This window comes from Pseudomonas donghuensis (genome assembly GCF_000259195.1).
In the GTDB taxonomy this organism is placed as follows: domain Bacteria; phylum Pseudomonadota; class Gammaproteobacteria; order Pseudomonadales; family Pseudomonadaceae; genus Aquipseudomonas; species Aquipseudomonas donghuensis.
Genome location: NZ_AJJP01000208.1, coordinates 1 through 19,902 on the forward strand (window position 1 = coordinate 1; position 19,902 = coordinate 19,902).

General features: G+C 60.6%; 16 protein-coding genes and 1 pseudogene. 5 read left to right on the forward strand and 12 right to left on the reverse strand.

Translation table 11 applies throughout. From position 1 onward, the window contains the following. Positions 1-110 precede the first annotated feature (110 nt). Positions 111-812, forward strand: coding sequence for a 4'-phosphopantetheinyl transferase family protein (locus UW3_RS0101905; RefSeq protein WP_010220472.1), 702 nt, complete (start codon positions 111-113; stop codon positions 810-812). A 3-nt stretch (positions 813-815) separates the two neighbouring features. Here the strand turns inward: UW3_RS0101905 and fhuF are convergent, their stop codons facing one another. The 3 genes from fhuF to UW3_RS0101920 are packed head-to-tail and all read right to left on the reverse strand — an operon-like array spanning position 816 to position 3,693. Further along, positions 816-1,361, reverse strand: coding sequence for a siderophore-iron reductase FhuF (fhuF, locus tag UW3_RS26370; RefSeq protein ID WP_010220473.1), 546 nt, complete (start codon positions 1,359-1,361; stop codon positions 816-818). Then, complete coding sequence (locus tag UW3_RS0101915; protein ID WP_010220474.1) at positions 1,358-2,974, reverse strand: ATP-binding protein; 1,617 nt, start codon at positions 2,972-2,974, stop codon at positions 1,358-1,360. The genes fhuF and UW3_RS0101915 overlap by 4 nt, the downstream gene beginning before the upstream one ends. After that, positions 2,971-3,693, reverse strand: coding sequence for a response regulator (locus tag UW3_RS0101920; protein ID WP_026001155.1), 723 nt, complete (start codon positions 3,691-3,693; stop codon positions 2,971-2,973). Before UW3_RS0101920 ends, UW3_RS0101915 begins: the two co-directional genes overlap by 4 nt. 766 nt (positions 3,694-4,459) lie before the next feature. Between UW3_RS0101920 and UW3_RS0101925 the strand changes: the two genes are divergently transcribed. Together UW3_RS0101925 and UW3_RS0101930 are read left to right on the forward strand one after the other, a co-directional pair. Then, a complete protein-coding gene (locus UW3_RS0101925) occupies positions 4,460-7,348 on the forward strand; it encodes a ribonucleoside-diphosphate reductase subunit alpha (protein WP_010220476.1) in 2,889 nt (962 codons plus the stop codon). 235 nt (positions 7,349-7,583) lie between these two features. After that, on the forward strand, positions 7,584-8,831 hold the full coding sequence (locus UW3_RS0101930) for a ribonucleotide-diphosphate reductase subunit beta (RefSeq protein WP_010220478.1): 1,248 nt from the start codon (positions 7,584-7,586) through the stop codon (positions 8,829-8,831). 268 nt (positions 8,832-9,099) lie between these two features. On the opposite strand, the gene UW3_RS0101935 is transcribed toward UW3_RS0101930, so the two are convergent. The 6 genes from UW3_RS0101935 to UW3_RS0101965 form a co-directional block, all read right to left on the reverse strand. Further along, positions 9,100-10,932 carry a long-chain-acyl-CoA synthetase gene (locus UW3_RS0101935; RefSeq protein WP_010220479.1) on the reverse strand — a complete coding sequence of 611 codons (1,833 nt, stop codon included), beginning with the start codon at positions 10,930-10,932 and terminating at the stop codon, positions 9,100-9,102. A gap of 135 nt (positions 10,933-11,067) precedes the next feature. After that, positions 11,068-11,730 (reverse strand): iron-containing redox enzyme family protein, encoded by a 663-nt coding sequence (locus UW3_RS0101940; protein ID WP_010220480.1) that lies wholly within the window; start codon positions 11,728-11,730, stop codon positions 11,068-11,070. Between the two features lie 69 nt (positions 11,731-11,799). Then, positions 11,800-12,198 carry a nuclear transport factor 2 family protein gene (locus tag UW3_RS0101945; protein WP_010220481.1) on the reverse strand — a complete coding sequence of 133 codons (399 nt, stop codon included), beginning with the start codon at positions 12,196-12,198 and terminating at the stop codon, positions 11,800-11,802. A gap of 38 nt (positions 12,199-12,236) precedes the next feature. Next, entirely contained in the window at positions 12,237-13,013 is a 777-nt protein-coding gene (locus UW3_RS0101950) for a hypothetical protein (RefSeq protein WP_223253920.1), read from the reverse strand. 189 nt (positions 13,014-13,202) lie between these two features. After that, positions 13,203-13,649: an HIT family protein gene (locus UW3_RS0101955; protein WP_010220483.1), complete on the reverse strand. Its 447-nt coding sequence runs from the start codon at positions 13,647-13,649 to the stop codon at positions 13,203-13,205. Positions 13,650-14,370: 721 nt separating this feature from the next. Then, a complete protein-coding gene (locus UW3_RS0101965) occupies positions 14,371-15,291 on the reverse strand; it encodes a LysR family transcriptional regulator (protein ID WP_010220484.1) in 921 nt (306 codons plus the stop codon). Positions 15,292-15,430: 139 nt separating this feature from the next. Between UW3_RS0101965 and UW3_RS26375 the strand changes: the two are divergent. Continuing rightward, positions 15,431-15,865, forward strand: a pseudogene (locus UW3_RS26375) (NADPH-dependent F420 reductase); the annotation flags it as partial. Between the two features lie 373 nt (positions 15,866-16,238). Beyond that, positions 16,239-16,535, forward strand: coding sequence for a hypothetical protein (locus tag UW3_RS0101980; protein ID WP_010220486.1), 297 nt, complete (start codon positions 16,239-16,241; stop codon positions 16,533-16,535). Positions 16,536-16,588: 53 nt separating this feature from the next. Here the strand turns inward: UW3_RS0101980 and UW3_RS0101985 are convergent, their stop codons facing one another. The 3 genes from UW3_RS0101985 to UW3_RS0101995 are packed head-to-tail and all read right to left on the reverse strand — an operon-like array spanning position 16,589 to position 19,674. Continuing rightward, a complete protein-coding gene (locus tag UW3_RS0101985) occupies positions 16,589-17,581 on the reverse strand; it encodes an asparaginase (RefSeq protein ID WP_010220488.1) in 993 nt (330 codons plus the stop codon). Next, entirely contained in the window at positions 17,578-18,768 is a 1,191-nt protein-coding gene (locus UW3_RS0101990) for a hypothetical protein (RefSeq protein ID WP_010220490.1), read from the reverse strand. Before UW3_RS0101990 ends, UW3_RS0101985 begins: the two co-directional genes overlap by 4 nt. A 9-nt stretch (positions 18,769-18,777) precedes the next feature. After that, entirely contained in the window at positions 18,778-19,674 is an 897-nt protein-coding gene (locus tag UW3_RS0101995; RefSeq protein WP_010220491.1) for a nitrilase family protein, read from the reverse strand. Positions 19,675-19,902 lie beyond the last annotated feature (228 nt).

Sequence of the window (19,902 nt, forward strand, 5' to 3'; positions counted from 1 at the left end):
TAGGAGCGGGCTTGCCCCGCGATAGCGGTGTGTCTGTTACACCGCAATCGCGGGGCAAGCCCGCTCCTACACAGTGGCACGCCGGCAACAGCCACGGCACAATACCGGCCATGAACCGACTGCCCACCTGCTGCGCCCCGCTCCTGCACCACTGGCCCCTGCCGCGTCCGATCCCCGGCGCGATCCTGGTCAGTTGCCCGTTCGACCCCGCCCTGCTCGCCAGCGACGACTTCAGCCGCGCCGGCATCGAGCAGACCGCCAGCCTGCAACGCTCAGTGGCCAAGCGCCAGGCCGAGTACCTGGCCGGCCGGGTGTGCGCTCGCGCAGCCTTGCTGCAACTCGATGGCCGCGACTATGTCCCGGGTACTGATGAAGACCGCGCGCCGATCTGGCCCGCCGGCATCAGCGGCTCCATCACCCACGGCAAAGGCTGGGCCGCCGCCGTGGTTGCGCGCAGCAGCGACTGCCTGGGCTTGGGCCTGGATCAGGAAAGCCTGCTCAGCGACGAGCGCGCCGAGCGCCTGGCCCGGGAGATTCTCACCGAGGCCGAAATACAGCGTATGGACCCCAGCCAAATCGGGCTGACCGTGACCCTGACCTTCTCGCTGAAAGAAAGCCTGTTCAAAGCGCTCTACCCCATCGTCAGGCAGCGCTTCTATTTTGAGCACGCCGAAGTACTGGAATGGTCCGCTGATGGCCATGCACGCCTGCGCCTGCTCATCGACCTGTCGGCGCAGTGGCACCACGGCCGCGAGCTGGCGGGCCAGTTCTGTCTGCAGGATGATCAGCTGTTGAGCCTGGTCAGCGTCTGAGCGTCAGGGCAGCAGCGGACAGTGCTCGCAGTGCCCGACCCAGTCGACCTTGTAGCTGAGGCAGCAGGTGCGGCGCCGACGCCGACCTGCGGGATCCTGGCTGATGGCGGCAAATAAAGGGCTGCCGGGCGTTTCCAGCAGCACCTGCAATCCTGTGTTGTCGCTGATGCCTTGCAGCGCCTGATCCAGGCAATCGCCGGCATTGCCCCACAATACCGCTGGCGGTACGGCGCCCAACACCACCATACGCGCAACAACGGGCTGCAGATGTGCCGCCATGACCGCCTGCAGGCCTTGGCAAGCGACGCCCTCGGCGACCAGCGCAACCGGCAAACCGCGCGCGTCGACCTTCACCGCTGTCGCGCTGAACGCCGACAACGGCTGCCCCTCACGCACCATTCGCCACACCAGGGCAAAGTAGTACTTGGACCATTGCGACACCAGCACCGGCCGTTGCGCCGGCATCAGCTGCGGGCCATAGAGCGCCAGCAGCAAGGCATCGAACCGTGCTTCGTCGAGCAATACCGGCAGGGCAATCGGCGCACTCATTCGCGGTCCTGGTTGCGCGGCCAGTTCAGGCTGAAACAGGCGCCGCCCAGACGCTCGCTACGCCCCACCGACGCCCGCCCACCGTGCCAGTAGATGATCCGCCGGACGATCGACAGGCCCAGTCCATGCCCACCTGATGCGCGGGTGCGACTATCGTCGAGACGGGTGAAGGGGGTGAAGATACGTTCCCAGACACCTTCCGGCACACCAGGGCCATCGTCCTCGACATCGATCCGGCAGCGCTGTCCCCCCAACTGATAGCTGAGGCTGACCTGTGACTCGGCGTGGCGCATGGCGTTGCTGACCAGGTTCTGCAACGCCCGGTGCAGGTAACGCGGTTCGGCCTCGACCCACGCCCCCTGGCCGTCCGCCGCCTTCTCCGCGCCCTGGCACGGGCCGCGCAGCACCCGGACCTCGCGGCGCAATGGCGCCAGCTCGGCGATCACCTGATCCAGCAAGGCATCCAGATCGACCCGTTGAAAATGCAGGGCTGGCGCGCCCTGCTCCAGGCGCGCGTAGGTGAGCATTTCATCGACCAGTTTATCCAGGTCCTGAATATCGCCGTCCATACCGGTCAGGTACTTGTCCCGGGCCTGGTCGTTGCTGGCGCTGGCAATCATCTCCAGGCCAAAACGCAGCCGCGCTACCGGCGTACGCAGTTCATGGGATACCGCCCGCACCAGTTCGCGCTGGATGGTCAGCGAGCGCTGCAGGTGTTCGGCCATGCCGTTGAACGCCGCGGCCAGGCGCCCGACCGAATCGGCGTCGTCGGCCGCCACGCGGGTTTCCAGGCTGCCCTGGGCAATCAGGGTTGCGGCGGCCTCAAGCCCCGACAGGCGCCGTTCCAGCTGGCGCACCAGCAGGTAAACGATCAGCCCGATCAGGCACAGGCCCAGCACGGCAATCAGCACCAGCAGTTGCGGCGGATAGGGGTTCATCTGGTACAGCGGGCCGATTTCCAGCACCCAGGGCGTACCGACCAGGCCGGCGAACACCCGGATCGAGTCGCCGTCCTTGCCCAGCGCCAGCACCGTGTCGCCTTCGTCGATGCGCCGGCGCTGGTCTTCGTCCATGTCGGTCTGGTTGACCCGCTGCAGGCGCAGGTCAAAGCCAAAGCCCTTGCTCTGCTTGAGGGCCGCCAGGCGCTGCGGCTGCTCGGCCACCGGATAGCGCACCAGCTCATCGGCCAGCAGGTAGATCGTGGCGCGCGCCAGTTGCTCACTGATTTGCTGCACTTCACCAACCAGCAGCAAATCCAGGTCACCCACCTGGCGCAGCACCTTGGCCGCGTGCGGGCCGGTCTTCTCGACCAATACCTGGCCGCGCTGCAACTGGCTGCGCTGACTACCGTCCAGGGCAGTACTGCTCAGCGCCTGCAACGCCAGCGGAATCCCCAGCAGGCGCTCCCAGATCAGCAAGGCGCGCTTGCGCTCGACACCATCCAGCGGCGCCAGGTTGTCAGCCATCAGGGTAAAGGTGCCGTGGGCCAGGCGCTCACGGTACTGGCCGGCGCGCACCTCGTTGAGCAGGTGCAGGCTGAGCACGCCGAGCACCGCCACCAGCACCAACGCGGCGAGCATGCCGCCATAGATGCGCAGGAAGATCGAGTTCATTGCACCTGGCCCATGGCTTCGGCCGCCTCACGGACGAACAGGTAACCTTTGCTGCGGATGGTTTTGATCATCCGCGGGTGCTCCGGGTCGTCGCCTATTTTCGGGCGGATGCGCGAAATCCGCACATCGATGGAGCGGTCCTGGCCGTCGTAGCCGACACCGCGCAGGGAGGTGAAGATTTCTTCGCGCGACAAGGTGCGCCCGGCGTTGCTCACCAACAGCCATAAAAGGTCGAACTCGGCGCTGGTCAGTTCAATGCCGCTGTCGTACAGCCAGGCCTCGCGCAAGGTGTTGTCGACCCGCAACGGGCCGAACTGCAGGGTTTGCGGCGCCTGAGCCTCGGCCGGCGCCTCGCTGCGACGCAACAGGGCATTGATGCGTGCCAGCAGCAAGCGCGGGCGCACCGGCTTGCAGACGTAGTCGTCGGCACCCAGGTCCAGGCCCTGGATCTGGTCGAGATCGTCGCTGCGTGCGGTGAGCATCAGGATCGGCCCGGGGTACTGCTGGCGCACCTTGCGGCAGATGCTCAGGCCGTCTTCGCCCGGCAGCATCAGGTCGAGGATCACCAGGTCCGGCTGCTCGGCGATAATCCGCGCCGCCGCCCGGGCGCCATCGCCTTCCACGTCCACGGTAAAGCCATTGGCCTGCAGGTACTCACAGGTCAGGTCGGCCAGCCGCTGGTCATCTTCGACGATCAATACCCGACTGCTCTGCTCCACGGCTCACCTCAACAGCTTGTTGTTATAAAGAGTACCCACATCACCAAAAGGCAACATTGGCCCCGGATACTACGTCGGGCACCGACGCCTGCCAACCGCCGTTACCGGTGGTGAAAAACCAACGGGAAAGCTGCTCGGACAAGGCGATTTTTTGTGATAGGGTTCGCGCCCGCAAAATCTGCCTGCGACCCTAAGACCCGCGAAAAAATCGGTGACGGGCGGTCATTCAGCGCTAAGACGCGGCCTACAAGGGGTTGAGTGAAATCACTCACAAAATACGCACAAGTTATCCACAGAGCCCGACCTTGCATTACCCCCAAGACCGCATTATCTTGTATCCCCATCGAAACAAAACACTACATCTTGGGGTTTCCTGAAAATCCCAAGCACAAGTCAAGCAGAGAACTCAAGCCCTCAACGGGTAGATTTTTTGCTTGAACTTTAGAAGAGATCAGCAGCCAAACCGCTCCTGCGCAGGCTTCCGTTGCAAACCCTTGGAGGGTGTTGTTTCGGGTACGGGTGAGACCATCAGCACACCCGACAGCAACAGTTTTGAGTCGTAGATTCAAGACCTTTGACTTCGGCCAGGGAGCGGCAAGCATTTGCCCTAATTCCTGAACTGTCCCGAAGTGAGTATGCCCGACCTGTGCGGCATGCCGGAACCTCGCGTTCCTGCGCGCCCTCGGGGTCGGTTGTTGAGCTTTCGGACGGAACGGTTGGCGCTCAAAAAGCGCCTAAAACATACTTAGAGAACGTGGAGACACCCATGCAAACCGACACAACTCGCGAGAACCCGCTGGCTTTGGCGCCGCAGGCCGCCGATTCGAACCAGGATCTGGCAGCCACCGCCCCGGGCCAACTGCGCGTGATCAAGCGTAACGGCACTGTCGTCGCCTATACCGATGACAAGATCACCGTGGCCATCACCAAAGCGTTCCTCGCAGTTGAAGGCGGCACCGCTGCCGCCTCGTCGCGCATCCACGACACCGTTGCCCGCCTGACCGAGCAGGTCACCGCGACCTTCAAGCGTCGCATGCCTTCGGGCGGCACCATCCACATCGAAGAAATCCAGGACCAGGTCGAACTGGCCCTGATGCGTGCCGGCGAGCAGAAAGTCGCCCGTGACTACGTGATCTACCGCGACCAGCGTGCCAAGGAGCGTGCCACCCGTGGCCACGCCGAAGACGCAAGCGTGCAGCCGCACCCAAGCATCCGCATCACCCTGGCCGACGGCAGCCTGGCGCCGCTGGACATGAACCGCCTGAACACCATCATCAGCGAAGCCTGCGAAGGCCTGGCCGAAGTCGACGGCGACCTGATCCAGCGCGAAACCCTGAAAAACCTCTACGACGGCGTGGCCATCAAGGACGTCAACACCGCCCTGGTGATGACCGCCCGTACCCTGGTAGAGCGTGAGCCGAACTACTCGTTCGTCACCGCCCGCCTGCTGATGGACACCCTGCGCGCCGAAGGCCTGGGCTTCCTCAACGTCGCCGACAGCGCCACCCACCACGAAATGGCCGACCTGTACGCCAAGGCCCTGCCTGCCTACATCGCCAAGGGTGTCGAGTTCGAACTGCTCAACCCTGCCCTGGCCGACTTCGACCTGGACAAACTGGGCAAGGCGATCGATCACGAGCGCGACCAGCAATTCACCTACCTGGGCCTACAGACCCTGTACGACCGTTACTTCATCCACAAGGATGGCGTGCGTTTCGAACTGCCTCAGGTGTTCTTCATGCGCGTGGCCATGGGTCTGGCGCTGGAAGAGAAAGACAAAGAAGCCCGTGCCATCGAGTTCTACAACCTGTTGTCGTCCTTCGACTACATGGCCTCGACCCCGACCCTGTTCAACGCCGGTACCCTGCGTCCACAGCTGTCGAGCTGCTACCTGACAACCGTGCCGGACGACCTGTCGGGCATCTACCACGCGATCCACGACAACGCCATGCTGTCGAAATTCGCCGGCGGCCTGGGCAACGACTGGACTCCTGTGCGTGCACTGGGTTCCTACATCAAGGGCACCAACGGTAAATCCCAGGGCGTCGTACCCTTCCTGAAAGTGGTCAACGACACCGCCGTCGCCGTTAACCAGGGTGGCAAGCGCAAGGGCGCTGTGTGTGCCTACCTGGAAACCTGGCACCTGGACATCGAAGAATTCATTGAGCTGCGCAAGAACACCGGTGATGACCGTCGTCGTACCCACGACATGAACACCGCCAACTGGATCCCTGACCTGTTCATGAAGCGCGTCTTCGATGACGGCAAGTGGACCCTGTTCTCGCCATCGGAAGTGCCAGACCTGCACGACCTGACCGGCAAGGCCTTCGAAGAGCGCTACGAGTACTACGAAGCCCTGACCGAGTACAACAAGATCAAGGTGTTCAAGACCATCCAGGCCAAAGACCTGTGGCGCAAGATGCTCTCGATGCTGTTCGAGACCGGCCACCCATGGCTGACCTTCAAAGACCCGTGCAACCTGCGCAGCCCGCAGCAGCACGTGGGCGTAGTGCACAGCTCGAACCTGTGCACCGAGATCACCCTGAACACCAACAAGGACGAGATCGCGGTCTGCAACCTGGGCTCGATCAACCTGCCGAACCACATTGTCGACGGCAAGCTGGACACCACCAAGCTGCAACGCACCGTCAACACCGCCGTGCGCATGCTCGACAACGTGATCGACATCAACTACTACTCGGTGCCGCAAGCGCGTAACTCGAACTTCAAGCACCGTCCGGTCGGCCTGGGCATCATGGGCTTCCAGGACGCGCTGTACCTGCAGCACATCCCTTACGGCTCCGACGCTGCCGTCGAGTTCGCCGACAAGTCGATGGAAGCGGTCAGCTACTTCGCCATCCAGGCCTCCTGTGACCTGGCCGACGAGCGCGGCGCCTACGAGACCTTCCAGGGCTCGCTGTGGTCCAAAGGCATCCTGCCGCTGGATTCGCAACAGATCCTGATCGAAGCCCGTGGCCAGAAGTACATCGACGTCGACCTGAACGAGACCCTGGACTGGGCACCGGTGCGTGCTCGCGTACAAAAAGGTATTCGTAACTCGAACATCATGGCCATCGCGCCGACCGCGACCATCGCCAACATCACCGGCGTGTCGCAGTCCATCGAGCCGACCTACCAGAACCTGTACGTGAAATCGAACCTCTCGGGCGAATTCACCGTGATCAACCCGTACCTGGTTCGCGACCTCAAGGCCCGCGGCCTGTGGGACCCGGTCATGATCAACGACCTGAAGTACTACGACGGTTCGGTGCAGCAGATCGAGCGCATCCCGCAAGAGCTCAAAGACCTCTACGCGACTGCCTTCGAAGTGGAAACCAAGTGGATCGTCGACGCCGCCAGCCGCCGTCAGAAGTGGATCGACCAGGCCCAGTCGCTGAACCTGTACATCGCCGGCGCTTCGGGCAAGAAGCTCGACGTGACCTACCGCATGGCCTGGTACCGTGGTCTGAAAACCACCTACTACCTCCGTGCCCTGGCCGCGACCAGCACCGAGAAGTCGACCATCAACACCGGCAAGCTCAACGCCGTTTCCAGCGGTGGCGACAGCGCCCCGGTACAGGCAGCGCCAGCCGGCCCTGCTCCGGTACCGAAGGCCTGCGCGATCGACGAGCCGGATTGCGAAGCCTGCCAATAAGCGCCTGAAGGCTGGCCAGCTCTCCTGTGGGAGCTGGCTTTGCCAGCGATAGGGCCGGCCCTGCCGCTCTCTTCGCCAGGCCGAACAATAAGGTCGGGGCCACCCCGACCTCCCCCGAGGGCCTCAGCCCCGGGAAGCATTCCAAGATTTTGCGTGCACCGCAGTACCCAACCGCAAGCACCGCAACCAAGATCCACCGGCCATACTGATATGGCCCTCAAGCAGGAGACCCACCATGCTGAGCTGGGACGAATTCGATAAAGACGAAGGCGAAGAAGCCGCCAAAGGCACCACCGCCACGCAAGCCGCTGCCGCAGGCATCGACAAGCTCGACAACGCCGGCGGTGTCGCCGCCCTCGAAGCCCGCGCCGTGACCGCCGCTGACTCCGACGCGGTCAAGCGCGCCAAGGCTGCTCTGGACCAACTCGACATCGCCGAAGGCCTGGCTGAGCTGGAAGGTTCCGCTGCCCGTGTCGCGGTTGACGAAAAGCGCATGATCAACTGCCGCGCCGACCTCAACCAGCTGGTACCGTTCAAGTACGACTGGGCCTGGCAGAAGTACCTGGACGGTTGCGCCAACCACTGGATGCCGCAAGAGGTCAACATGACCGCGGACATCGCCCTGTGGAAAAACCCGGAAGGCCTGACCGACGACGAGCGTCGTATCGTCATGCGCAACCTGGGCTTCTTCTCCACCGCCGACTCCCTGGTTGCCAACAACCTGGCCCTGGCCGTGTACCGCCTGATCACCAACCCCGAGTGCCGCCAGTACATCCTGCGCCAGGCATTCGAAGAGGCGATCCACACCCACGCCTACCAGTACTGCATCGAATCGCTGGGCATGGATGAAGGCGAGATCTTCAACATGTACCACGAGATCCCGTCGGTGGCGAAGAAAGCCGCCTGGGGCCTGAGCTACACCCGCGCGATCTCCGACCCGGAGTTCAACACCGGCACCGTCGAGACCGACAAAGAGCTGCTGCGCAACCTGATCGCTTACTACTGCGTCCTGGAAGGCATTTTCTTCTACTGCGGCTTCACCCAGATCCTGTCCATGGGTCGCCGCAACAAGATGACTGGCGTTGCCGAGCAGTTCCAGTACATCCTGCGTGACGAGTCCATGCACCTGAACTTCGGTATCGACGTGATCAACCAGATCAAGATCGAAAACCCGCACCTGTGGGATGCCGAAATGAAGGAAGAAGCCTCGCAGATGATTCTGCAGGGCACTCAGCTTGAAATCGAATACGCCCGCGACACCATGCCTCGCGGCGTGCTGGGCATGAACGCGGCGATGATGGAGGACTACCTCAAGTTCATCGCCAACCGTCGCCTGTCGCAGATCGGCCTGAAGGAAGAGTACCCAGGTACCACCAACCCGTTCCCATGGATGAGCGAGATCATGGACTTGAAGAAAGAGAAGAACTTCTTCGAGACTCGGGTTATCGAGTATCAGACCGGTGGGGCGTTGAGCTGGGATTGATTTCCCTGTTCTTCATTTTTCAAGATAACTGAGACTTTTTTCAAAAATCCGAGACTAAACGCACCCAATTAGTGCTCAAACTGAAAAAAGCCACCTAAGCCATGAAAGCTTGGGTGGCTTTTCAGCATAAGGCCGGTACGTCACTCGCTCAGCAATGGGGTGCGGAGCGCTATGACGGGGATACCACGAAGCGTAAGGCTGCTCCGCTTGAGTGAGCAGCATTACGCATTTGTTCGGCCTTGTGGTTTGACGCTCGCGCAGTTGCCCTTCAGTAGCGGAACTTGCCGCCATGAATGTCCTGCAGCACCTGCTCAGTCACGCGCACGTAGGTTTCGGTGCCCGGTAGCCAAGCGTAGACCGGGTCTTCACCGGTTTGGCTGGGGTCGAAGGCTTCGGTCCTTAGCTTGGTTTTCTGGTATTTGAACGTGCCGGTGGTTTCCATGCAGGTCCTGATGCGCAGGAACATCGGCACCGCGTAGTGAGGCATCTGGCTTTTGACGAAGCGCAGCAGGTCGCAAAAATCCAGTTGCTCCAGCGGGGCCGATGGGGTGATGGCTGCCATCCCGGCACGACCGTTGGTGTTCTTGATTTCCACACCGTAGGCCACGGCTTCGGCGATGTGGGGGTGTTGCACCATGATGTTTTCGACTTCGGTGGTGGAGACGTTTTCACCTTTCCAGCGGAAGGTGTCCCCCAGGCGGTCGACGAATTGGGCGTGGCCAAAGCCGATATCGCGAATCAGGTCGCCGCTGTTGAAGTAACGATCGCCCTTTTCGAAAACGTCGTACAGCACCACCTTTTTGCTCTTCTCCGGATCGGTGTAACCGTCGAATGGGGCGTCGTCGTCGATCTTGGCCAGCAACAAGCCTTGGCCACCCTTGCCGACTTTCTGCATGAAACCGTTCGCGCTGCGCCGCGGCTCGCCGGTGTCGTGTTCGTACTCCACCAGCGACCAGGCGTTGATGGCAAAGCCGATGGTGTTTTCGAAGTTGAGGATGTTGGTAAAGCCAATGTTGCCGTCACTGGCGGCATAAAACTCGCAGACCCGTTCGATGTTGAAGCGTCTCTTGAAGTCGATCCACACGCCCGGGCGCAGGCCGTTGCCAATCATTTTCACCACCGGGTTGTCGCCATCGTTGCCGGCGGGAGGCTGGTCGATCAGGTAGCGACACAATTCACCGACATAGCAAATGGTGGTGGCCTTGAATTTGCGTGTGTCATTCCAGAACTGACTGGCGCTGAATTTGCGGCGGATGGCGAAACCCGAGGCGCCGGCCAATGCCGAGCCCCAGCTCACGCACAGCCCGGTGCCGTGATAGAGCGGCAAGGTGCAATAGACGATGTCATCGGGGCGCATATCCAGGGCGATCATGCCGAAGCTACCGTAGACTTTCATCCAGCGCCCGTGCTTGAACACCCCGGCCTTGGGCAAACCGGTGGTGCCGGAGGTGTAAATGTAGAAGCAGGCGTCGTCCAGGTAGACCTGCTGGGTGGTCGCCGGATTGACAGCGGAGTGCGCTTCGCTGACGCGGGTCAGGTTGATGTAACCCTCGGGCGCGACGCCCGCATCGCGAGTGGTGTCGGTGTCAGCCAGGAAGAACGTGCTCAGCTCATCGATGGCAACCTCGTTACGCACCGCGTCAAAGGATGGCACCAACTCTTCGCCGACGATAATCGCCGAGGGATTGACCAGGCTCAAGCTGTGGATCAGGACGTTGTTGGTCTGCGAGGTGTTGAGCATGGCGCAGATACCGCCGATCTTGCTGACCGCCAGCACGCTGACCAGCAATTCCGGGCGATTTTCAATAAATATGCCGACCACATCGCCTTTTTTCAGGCCACGGGCAAGCAGGTAGTGGGCGAAACGGTTGGCCCACTGGTTGACCTGTTCATAACTGAAACGATTGTCCTCGTAGAGCAGCGCCGGTCCTTGAGGGTTGCGCGCAACCGCCTGTTCGAAGGCCCACCCCAGGCCGCAGGGCTGATCGACCTTGAGCTTGGAGGCTTTGATTCCCCTGATGAGCCGAGGAATGGCCCGGGCTATCAAGGGGATTTTGCGCAGCATCATGCCCCAGGTAATCATGTCGCTATTGCTACTCATGTCACCTCCTAGTGAATTGACCGTGGCAGCCAGGCGGTTGGACAAGCACCAGACCGGCCGATCGCTTTATTGTTGTGCACGCCATGTAAAAAGTCCTCGCGCAGCGGGGTGCGCGAGGACGCCTGTTGCCAAGCCTCAGAACTCGTCAGCGACCGACTCGAGGATCTTGCCCATCAAGTAAACCGTGGTGCGTGCGACTTGCTTGACCGACTCTTTTTCTTCGTCGGTCACGACCCAGCGGTCGATGGCTGCGTTGACTTGCTCGGAGTGTTTCTCGTCGATGATCGCGTGGGCGACAAAGAAGGTAAGTTGTTGATCGGTCAGCTTGAGATGGTTCTTGCAGACATCCATCAATGGCTCGAGGTGCTCGTAGCAGTCCTCGGCCCAGAAGCTGTAGCCCAGCCGTGGAATGATGCCGCGGCACACAGAGACGAAATCCAGGTAGCCGTAGAACGCCTCTGTGGCCGGCAGCATCGGCTTATCGAACTCGGACTTGTCGACGCCAATGGCGATCAGGTCGTTGTACGCCATGTTTTCATGGCCCAGTTCTTCCAGCGCATGCTTCATCGCAAAACGCAGCAGGCCGACCTTTTTATGGTCCTGGTTCCAGCACGCCACCGCCTGGTTGATCGCGTTGTTCTTGGTGTAGTGATACACCTGGACAATCGACTTGATGTAGAGGTCACGCTGCAACTCGGGGCGCTTCATCATCTGGAAAAAGCGGCCGGCCTTGATCTTTTCCCATTCGGCATCACAGATGGCTTTCAGCTCTTTGCGAAACGCGGTCACTTCAGTCATTTCACTCTCTTCCTTGGCGGGTTGATAAATCATTCATGACACTTTTTATACTATCAAGCGAACACGGACTTACAGGCGCAGTAAGGACTTTATGATGTAGATGAACTTGGAGAAGAACCCCAGGCCTTCGATAGTATCCCAGTGTTCCATCAGCACACCGTTTTCCACACGATAGATATCGATCACCTTGTAATTCACCGTAAAGAATCTGTGCTTGGCCCAGTGCTTGGCATACAGGAAGACATAATCGCCTTCGGCGCATACCCGTTCAATGCTGGTACCCGACTCGGGGAATGTTTTGAAGAACTGCGTAAAGTAGGTCTTGAAGCCTTCGCGGCGCGGTGGAATAAATACATTGTTGTGTTGTACATAATCCTCGGCAATCAACGTATCGGCGACCGCCAGTTCCCGCTGGCCAAACATGCGCTCGTAAAACTCGATGACCACTTCTTTGTTCCTGGCTTCCATCTTGGATCAACCTCAGTGTTGTCGTTGTTTTTGGATGCTCATCCCGCCAGTGACTGCCTCGCGGCACGGGCGGCCAAGGTGTAGCGAATCAAGTCATCAATGTTCTTCAGGTCTGCAGGGCAGCTTTGCAGGCCGAAGAAGGGCGTGACCGACGGCATCAGATCGCCTTTGTACAGGGCGTAGTAGTGATCACCGCGGGCTTTGATCTGGAAGAAGATACCGTCCTGATCAAAGACGAAGCTGTCGAACTTCGGCGCAAGCCGTGGTTTTACGTAGGTGATGAAGGTTTTGTAGCCGCCTTCCAGGGCGACCAGCGAGGCGCCGGTCATCGCCAATCCGTTGACCACGTTCTTGACCGGGGAATGCTTGTCGACAATAAGTCGCGAGAGTTCGACGCACTCATTCTCGTAATTGGGCCCGGAGAACCGCACCAGTTGTTCATGGCTGATGAACTCGCCCGACTCGTGAGGGAAAGGCGTAATACGCTGGGTGCCGATAATTTCACCATCATAATAAAAGGCAAACACGTAGGAACGCGGGTCGTATTCATCCAGGCATACGGTGTCGTCGACCGCGTTACCGAACAACGTCTTGTAGTAAGTCTTTCGCTGCCCGTACAACCGGCTGCGGGCACGAGACAGTTCGAGAAACTGCGCTGGCGTAACCACCTGCCTGACGTTGACCTTGTCAGATTGGCACAAGTCTTGAAGTACTGAATCATAGAAACTGTAGATTGCCGAACCGGCTGAATCATCCTTTACCAACTGCATATTTGCCGAAGGCAAGGCAGCCTTATTACTTGCGAGTGATGGCATGAGAATTCCCTTCTTATTGTGATCTGTAGTATTCAACTCAGCCCAGCGCACGACCTAAGTTTCCACAGGACAATACATAGCTTCGCCTCCTTGCGTAGATGCCTACAAGTTGATGATTTGCTTACTGCGCACAGCAAGGCACGCACCCCTCTTATCGCGGGCGTGCCTTTAAACTAAAGCGACTTGCAGTTAAACCGGTGGCAGCGAGGTCAAGGCTCGACGGATCTGCTCTGCGCGCTCGCCCAGCACTTGGGGCGTAGCGAGTGGAAGGTCCGCATGACCCAGGTTGAAACCGTCACCGACAAAGCGGGCCAGTACATGCAGGTGGGCGTGGCCCACCGTCTGCCCGGCCACAGCGCCATCGCACAGCAGCAGGTTGATACCTTCGCAGGGGTGTTCATTGAGGCTCAAGCCGCTTTCACGCAGGGCGGCCGCCACCCGTTGACCCACACGCATCATGTGGCCACAGGTTTGAGGAGGGATATCACCCAGGCCGCTTGCGTGGGCCTTGGGAATGACCAGGACATGACCAGGAGTAATCGGCTGGATGGAGAGAAAGGCCAGGCACTGCTCGTCTTCGTAGACAACGGCAGCCGGTGATTCTTTCTTGGCGATTGCACAGAAAATGCAGTTCACGATTAGCTCCCTCTATTGTAGTAGGTGCAAACCCGGTGGAGGCATGAAGATCCGGGTTGCTACAGGCTGCATTCCATTGCAGTTGACCGCACAGCTTGAGGGTGAAATTACCCTTGGCATTTCACATCTGTACACGTGAGTTTTGAAATTTTTTGTATCTGAATTCCAGAAAACACCTAATAGATTGATTTAAATGAGTTTTCTTAATGTTACTTTTTGTATCCGTCCTTTATCAGGCCGTGTGGGCCGTGTTGTTGGCCCGTCGGAGGGATATTTAAGGATCACCGTCCAAGACCCTCAAGGCCAAGGACGGTGAAGCGATCAAAGACCCGGTTTCCGGTGGATCGCAAGGCTGCTCCGCTTGAGGGAACAGCATTGCGGCCTGTGCCGGGCAGCTCGAGTCCCAAGCCTGGTTCTGCGCTCGCGAACTCGCCGGCTGATTGGCCGTTACCTTGACGAACATATCGTGCGCAAGCTCGATGCCGATCAACGGCGAACCTTGCCGCGGTTCTGCCAGTGCAGGACGTGTCAAGGATCGGCCAGATGGATTGGGGCAGGCATTCGCTTAGCGTGCTGCAGTGGCAGTACGAACCGTGGATTCGTTTGCGCGATGTGCCTGAGGTGCTGTTCGAGCCAGGCTCCATGGCGCATAGAAGCGCCATCAAAGCCCCCCACCCTGGCGGCAGGTGGCGGCGCGCTGGCTGCGGCTTTGAGTCAGGGGCTAATGAGCTGCATGGTCGGTTTCCACACTGGTCGCAAAGCGCGCCAGCACCGCATCGATGAACCGTCGCAGCTTGGCGGTTCTCTGCCGGTTGGCGGTATAGAGCAAATGCATCTGCCGACTCGGCGGCTGGTAGTCAGCCAGAACCCGCACCAGCTCGCCGCTTTGCAGCGCCGGGCGCAGAAAGTCTTCCGGCCCCAGCACAATCCCGAAGCCATCCAGCGCCGCTGACATCAGCGCCCTGCTCTCATTGACCTGCAAACGGCTGGCGACCTGCACCTTGTGCAGGGTATCGCCCTGGACGAACTGCCACTCGCGATCGGCCGGGCGCGACCAATAGGCGTAGCCCAGGCATTCGTGCTGTTCGAGGTCGGCTGGCGTTCGTGGGGTGCCGTGGGCGGCCAGGTAGCACGGCGCAGCGCAGGCCACCAGGCGGTAAGGCGCAAGCGGCCTGGCGGTCAGGCTGGAGGTGCCCAGGGGGCCGATGCGAAACGCCACCTCGAAGCCCTCCTCGACCAGGTCGACGAAGCGGTCGGTCAGGTGCAGGTCGATCTCAACCTCGGGGTACTGGCGCAGAAAGTCAGTCACCAGCGGCATCAGGCTGTAGGAGCCGAAGGTGACCGGCGCGCTGACCTTCAGCTTGCCCCGGGGCGTGTCGTTCATGATCTGCGCCAGGGAGTCGGCCGCCTGCGCCTCGCTGAGGATGTGTTTACAGCGCTCGTAGTAGGCGTTGCCAAGCTCGGTCAGGCTCTGGCGGCGGGTAGTGCGGTTGAGCAGGCGCGCGCCCAGGCGATGCTCCAGGGCGGCTACATGCTTGGCAACCATTTGTGGCGACATGCCCAGACGCTCCGCGGCGCTGGCATAGGAACCTGCTTCAGCCGCCATCACAAAGGCGCCCATGCTGGTCAGACGATCCATCATTCAACACTCCTGGTAACGACACTCTATCCAGACCGGTAATTTATCTCCATCTGGTTGCCAATCATCATAAACGCTCCTATCACGCAACGGAGCAAGGACATGCGTATCGGCATTATCGGAGCAGGTTTTATCGGTCGGGCAGTGGCTGGAGGGCAAGATCGTTATGGACGCCAACAACTACTACCCGGACCGCGATGGCCATTTTCCCGCGCTGGACAGCTTCCAGACCACCACCAGTCGCCTGCTTGCCGAGCATCTGCCGGGTTCGCGGGTGGTGAAGGTGTTCAATGCAATTCTTGCCCAGGACCTGGAGAAAGACGCACGTATCAGTGGCGCAACAGATCGGCGTGCCCTGCCTATTGCCGGCGATGATGGTGAAGCGAAGACCGTTGTGAGCACGCTGCTCGACGACCTGGGTTACGACACCGTCGATGCCGGTGGCCTGGACGACAGTTGGCGGTTCGAGCGGGCCAAGCCGGCTTACTGCATCCCCTTTGGTGTAGAGGGCTTGAAGCGGGCCCTGGCGCAAGCCGAGCGTGAGGTTGAAGTGCCTGAAGGTGCCTGGCGGCGTTAAGTGGCGGCGTGACAGTTGATCTGATCCGTATTTTGCAGCGCCAACTGAATCTGTTTCGGTAACAGCGCCAGAGCGAAAATAGTCCTGCGTCCCGCTCTACCGGGCGCATCTCGCTAGTGCAGCCTGGCGCTGCACCGCAAAACCGTCATCTGGAGCGCTCAATGGGTAAGCTTGCATTCTTCGTCGTGGGTTTTCTGGCGCTGGCCATCGCGATTGGCGCACTCGGTACTATTTCACCGCTATAAACACCGCTGTTCTCCAACCTTCTGACTCAAGCCTGCGGCACGGCGTTGACGATGGCGCCGCATCCGCCGCCAACCTGTGCGAAAATAGGGGGCTTTTGTTCCTATGTTTGGAGATGTACAGCTTGGTAATGCACTACTCAACCAGCGGCGACGCAGTCGCTTGCGGTCGCGCCGGTAATAACCTCACCAGCACCTCCACCCCTGACCAGGTTTCCTGCAAGTCGTGTCAGCGGTCCCTGGTCAAGACGGAGTCGTCTGCGCCGGCCAAAAAATCCACCCCGTCCCTGGCAGAGCTGCGCAAACAGCGCATGGCCAAGGCCAGCCCCACCGCGTTCTGCTTCAAGGCCAACTGGCGTGATCGCCTGACCGCCCTGCCCGGCAGCAGCCGCCTGCCGCGCGGCGTAGTGCCTCAGCGCTTGGTCTAAGCGCACGCCCGAGGACACGTGGGTGCCGACACACGGCCCCACGTGATCCCCCTTCATCGCGGCTGACGATACTCGGCCAGCCAGTGCTCCAGCTCGTCATCCATCCCGCAGCCAATCAGCACCCACAACAATACCCGGCACTTGCGCGGGCACAGGAACCCCGCCATCTGGGCGCCCTTGCGTTGCAGGTCCATTTCGCCGCCGTCAAAGCCATAGGTATACCGCGCCGTAGGGCCGGAGCCGGTTCGCGAGGCGATAATCACCGGCATTCTAGTGAGGATGTATCCCACACTCTTTGCCCACCCTTCGGATACATGCCCGGCGCCAAACCCGGCGACGACCAAGCCTTCATAGCCCAACCCGGTCATTTGCTCGAGCAGCAGGGTGTCAGCAGCCAGGCTGGCCTCCAGCAGCGCTACACGTTGATCGAGACGCCAAGGCTCTGGCAGGGGCTGGCGAGGCCTCACAGGCTTCAGGTAGCACGCGTGCCCCTCCACAACCAAACCCTCGCAGCCGAAGTGCGCTGAGCTGAAGGCTGCCATGGCCAGGCTCTCGGTTTTACGCACATGGGCAGCGGCGTGGATCTGATCATTGATCACTACCAGTACGCCGCGGCCCCGACTCTGCGCAGCCAGCGCCACCTGCGCCGCTGCCAGCAGATTGGCCGGGCCATCGGCGCCGGGCTCACTGGCCGCACGCATGGCGCCAGTCAGGATCAATGGCGCATCAAAGGGCCAGAGCAGTTCGAGAAAGTAGGCCACTTCCTCGAGGGTATCGGTGCCCTGGGTCAGCACCACCCCCTGTGCGCCCTCCTCCACCTGGGCTTTGGCCCAATACAGGACATCGATCAACTGAATGAAGGACAACGATGCACTGGGTAGCATCTGCAGGGTTTTCGTCGAGATGTGCGCAAGGCTTGCAAGCTGGGGTGCCTCGGCGAGCATCTGCGTGCTGTCCAGACCAGGAGTGACACCTTCGCCTACTGCTGACTGGAGCATGCTGAGGGTGCCGCCCAGGGTTCCTATGGCAAGTTTGGGCAGGGTCATGCGTCACCTCCTGTAACCAGACTGATGAAGGGGAGGATTGCCAGGGTAGAAACAGCCATGGACAGCACATTGCCGATGAAGCCATGCATATGGCTTGGCAGGCGCTGGCTGATAGCGGCCGCCAATGGCGGGGCCAGCAGTGCTCCCAACACCGCACTGAGCCCGACCACCTGCCAGCTACCGCCGAAGGTGAGCACGGCAGCCGGGACGACGGAAACGATCGGGATATAGGTTGGATACCAGCCCAGGCGCATCCATTGCCTACGCCAGATCAGCACACCGATGAACGAGGCCAGCACCTGCCCCGCCACCATCTGCACGACAAGTTGCGAGCCGTAGGCCGGGCCCGTGGGAGACAGGATGTACGCCAGCAACAGGCCCAACAACAAACCCAGGCTCGCCAGCTCATTGCCGAAGAACGGCGCTTCACTGAAGTCGGCCAATACCCGGCGCAATGTCCAGGTGATGCCGTAATCGGCTTGGATCTGGCCGACCGCTTGTGGGGTGTGTTCCGACGCGGTTGACCTCACCAGCAGCGGAAATCGGCGGATCAAGATGAACGCCAGCACACTGGCAACCGCCATGCCGCCGACATTGCCGACGACCACTGGCAGCTTCAAGGGGTAGCACAGGTAGTTGACCAGCAACAGGCTGGCCGGCGTGACCAGCAAAGCGCCCATCAGTGCGCCGCTGAAAGCGACCTTCCAGCCTGGACCAAACACCAGCACCATAGCCGCCGGCAACGAAACGAACGCGACGAAGGTCGGTTGCCAGGTGCCACTGTTCAAGGTCCAGCCCCACAGCGCATGACTGAACCACAACCCCAGCAGCGAACTGGTCACCAGCCACGGCCACAAGCCCGTACCGTAGCAAATGGCGAAGCCTTGCCAGCGCTTGCCGTTGCGGTTGGCCCAATGGGCCAGGGCAGCACCTGCGAGCAACCCCAGCGCTGGCAGCTCATGCTTGTAGAAGGCCACTTCGCTGATATCGCCGATGACCCAGCGCAAACGCGCCAAGGGCTGGTTGAGGTTGCTCATCATGTGCACATAGTCTGGCCACAGGCCAATCCAAGCGTCGGCGCGACCGCTGATGACTTCAAGCAGCACCGTGGTGACCAACGACACCGTCAGGCACAACAACAGTAAAGGCCAGAAGGTGGAACGGGAGGTTTCGATTGAGTTGTCCATCCCTCCTCCTTAGCGCGGCAAGGCTGGGTGCAGGTCATAACCGAGCATCGAACCGTAGAGGTCGGTCCGTCGGTCGCGGGGCAGATCGTTGAGGCTGTTCCAGATCGGTGCGCTGCGAGCACTACTGAGGTCGAGATCGGCGTAGAGGATGCATTGGTCTTCCGGCCCGGCGATCTCACCGAGGGGCCAGCCGTTGGTGCCGGCAATCAACGAGCAGCCCAGAAACCGCCCACCACGCTCACTGCCGATCCGGTTGGCGGCGGCGATATGCACATTGTTGACATGGGCGGCGGTCATGGTCAGGTAAGAGGCCATGCAGCGGCCACTGGCATCGAACAATGGCGGTGGCGTCCATACCCAGTTGTTCAGGCCGCAGATGATATCGGCCCCCTGCATGGCCAGCAGACGTGGCACTTCCGGGAACCAGATGTCCCAGCAGATCAACAGGCCGATACGGCCGATGGGCGTCTCGAACACCGGGAAGCCGAGGTTCCCCGGGCTGAACCAGAGCTTCTCCTGGTTCCACAGATGGGCTTTGCGGTAATGCCCCAGCAGGCCTTCCGGGCCGAACAGCACAGCACTGTCATACAGTTTCAAGCCGTCGCGCTCGGCAAAGCCTGCAACCAGGTAGACATGGTGTTCACGGGCAAATGCTGCCCAGGTTTTCAGGCTAGGACCGTCCGCCAGAGCTTCGGCGTGAGCCCAGGCTTCGGCTCGAGTATTGAAGCTGTAGCCGGTGTTGGCCAGCTCAGGCAGGACTATCAGATTGGCGCCCTCGCCGACCGCCTGTTCTGCGAGCTGCAGGCCATGGCAGAGGTTGTTGTCGCAGTGCTCAAGACCGACCTGCGGGTCGAACTGGATGACTGCGACACGGACGGGACTGATCAGGGCAGCATTTGCAGACATGGGCTTTGGCCTTCTTATCGTTATGGGAGGGACGCCAGTTAAGCGGACACTCGGTTAGATAAGACAGTCAGGCGGGTCTGAAGCTGGGGCAGGAATGGTCTTAGGTTGGGGAAAGGGCAATCATGGTAGCTGGTGTTTCCAGCTAATCAGGCGGTGCCTGCAGGCCGGCTCCCACAGGGACCACGGCTAGCAATTAAATCGCCATAAAGACAAAACCCCTACCTGCGT

What these genes read in the sequence shown, in the direction of transcription:
- UW3_RS0101905 (WP_010220472.1), top strand. Translation starts at nt 111, where the DNA reads ATGAACCGACTGCCCACCTGCTGCGCCCCGCTCCTGCACCACTGGCCC.
- fhuF (WP_010220473.1), bottom strand. Translation starts at nt 1,361, where the DNA reads ATGAGTGCGCCGATTGCCCTGCCGGTATTGCTCGACGAAGCACGGTTC.
- UW3_RS0101915 (WP_010220474.1), bottom strand. Translation starts at nt 2,974, where the DNA reads ATGAACTCGATCTTCCTGCGCATCTATGGCGGCATGCTCGCCGCGTTG.
- UW3_RS0101925 (WP_010220476.1), top strand. Translation starts at nt 4,460, where the DNA reads ATGCAAACCGACACAACTCGCGAGAACCCGCTGGCTTTGGCGCCGCAG.
- UW3_RS0101930 (WP_010220478.1), top strand. Translation starts at nt 7,584, where the DNA reads ATGCTGAGCTGGGACGAATTCGATAAAGACGAAGGCGAAGAAGCCGCC.
- UW3_RS0101935 (WP_010220479.1), bottom strand. Translation starts at nt 10,932, where the DNA reads ATGAGTAGCAATAGCGACATGATTACCTGGGGCATGATGCTGCGCAAA.
- UW3_RS0101940 (WP_010220480.1), bottom strand. Translation starts at nt 11,730, where the DNA reads ATGACTGAAGTGACCGCGTTTCGCAAAGAGCTGAAAGCCATCTGTGAT.
- UW3_RS0101945 (WP_010220481.1), bottom strand. Translation starts at nt 12,198, where the DNA reads ATGGAAGCCAGGAACAAAGAAGTGGTCATCGAGTTTTACGAGCGCATG.
- UW3_RS0101950 (WP_223253920.1), bottom strand. Translation starts at nt 13,013, where the DNA reads ATGCCATCACTCGCAAGTAATAAGGCTGCCTTGCCTTCGGCAAATATG.
- UW3_RS0101965 (WP_010220484.1), bottom strand. Translation starts at nt 15,291, where the DNA reads ATGATGGATCGTCTGACCAGCATGGGCGCCTTTGTGATGGCGGCTGAA.
- UW3_RS0101980 (WP_010220486.1), top strand. Translation starts at nt 16,239, where the DNA reads ATGCACTACTCAACCAGCGGCGACGCAGTCGCTTGCGGTCGCGCCGGT.
- UW3_RS0101985 (WP_010220488.1), bottom strand. Translation starts at nt 17,581, where the DNA reads ATGACCCTGCCCAAACTTGCCATAGGAACCCTGGGCGGCACCCTCAGC.
- UW3_RS0101990 (WP_010220490.1), bottom strand. Translation starts at nt 18,768, where the DNA reads ATGGACAACTCAATCGAAACCTCCCGTTCCACCTTCTGGCCTTTACTG.
- UW3_RS0101995 (WP_010220491.1), bottom strand. Translation starts at nt 19,674, where the DNA reads ATGTCTGCAAATGCTGCCCTGATCAGTCCCGTCCGTGTCGCAGTCATC.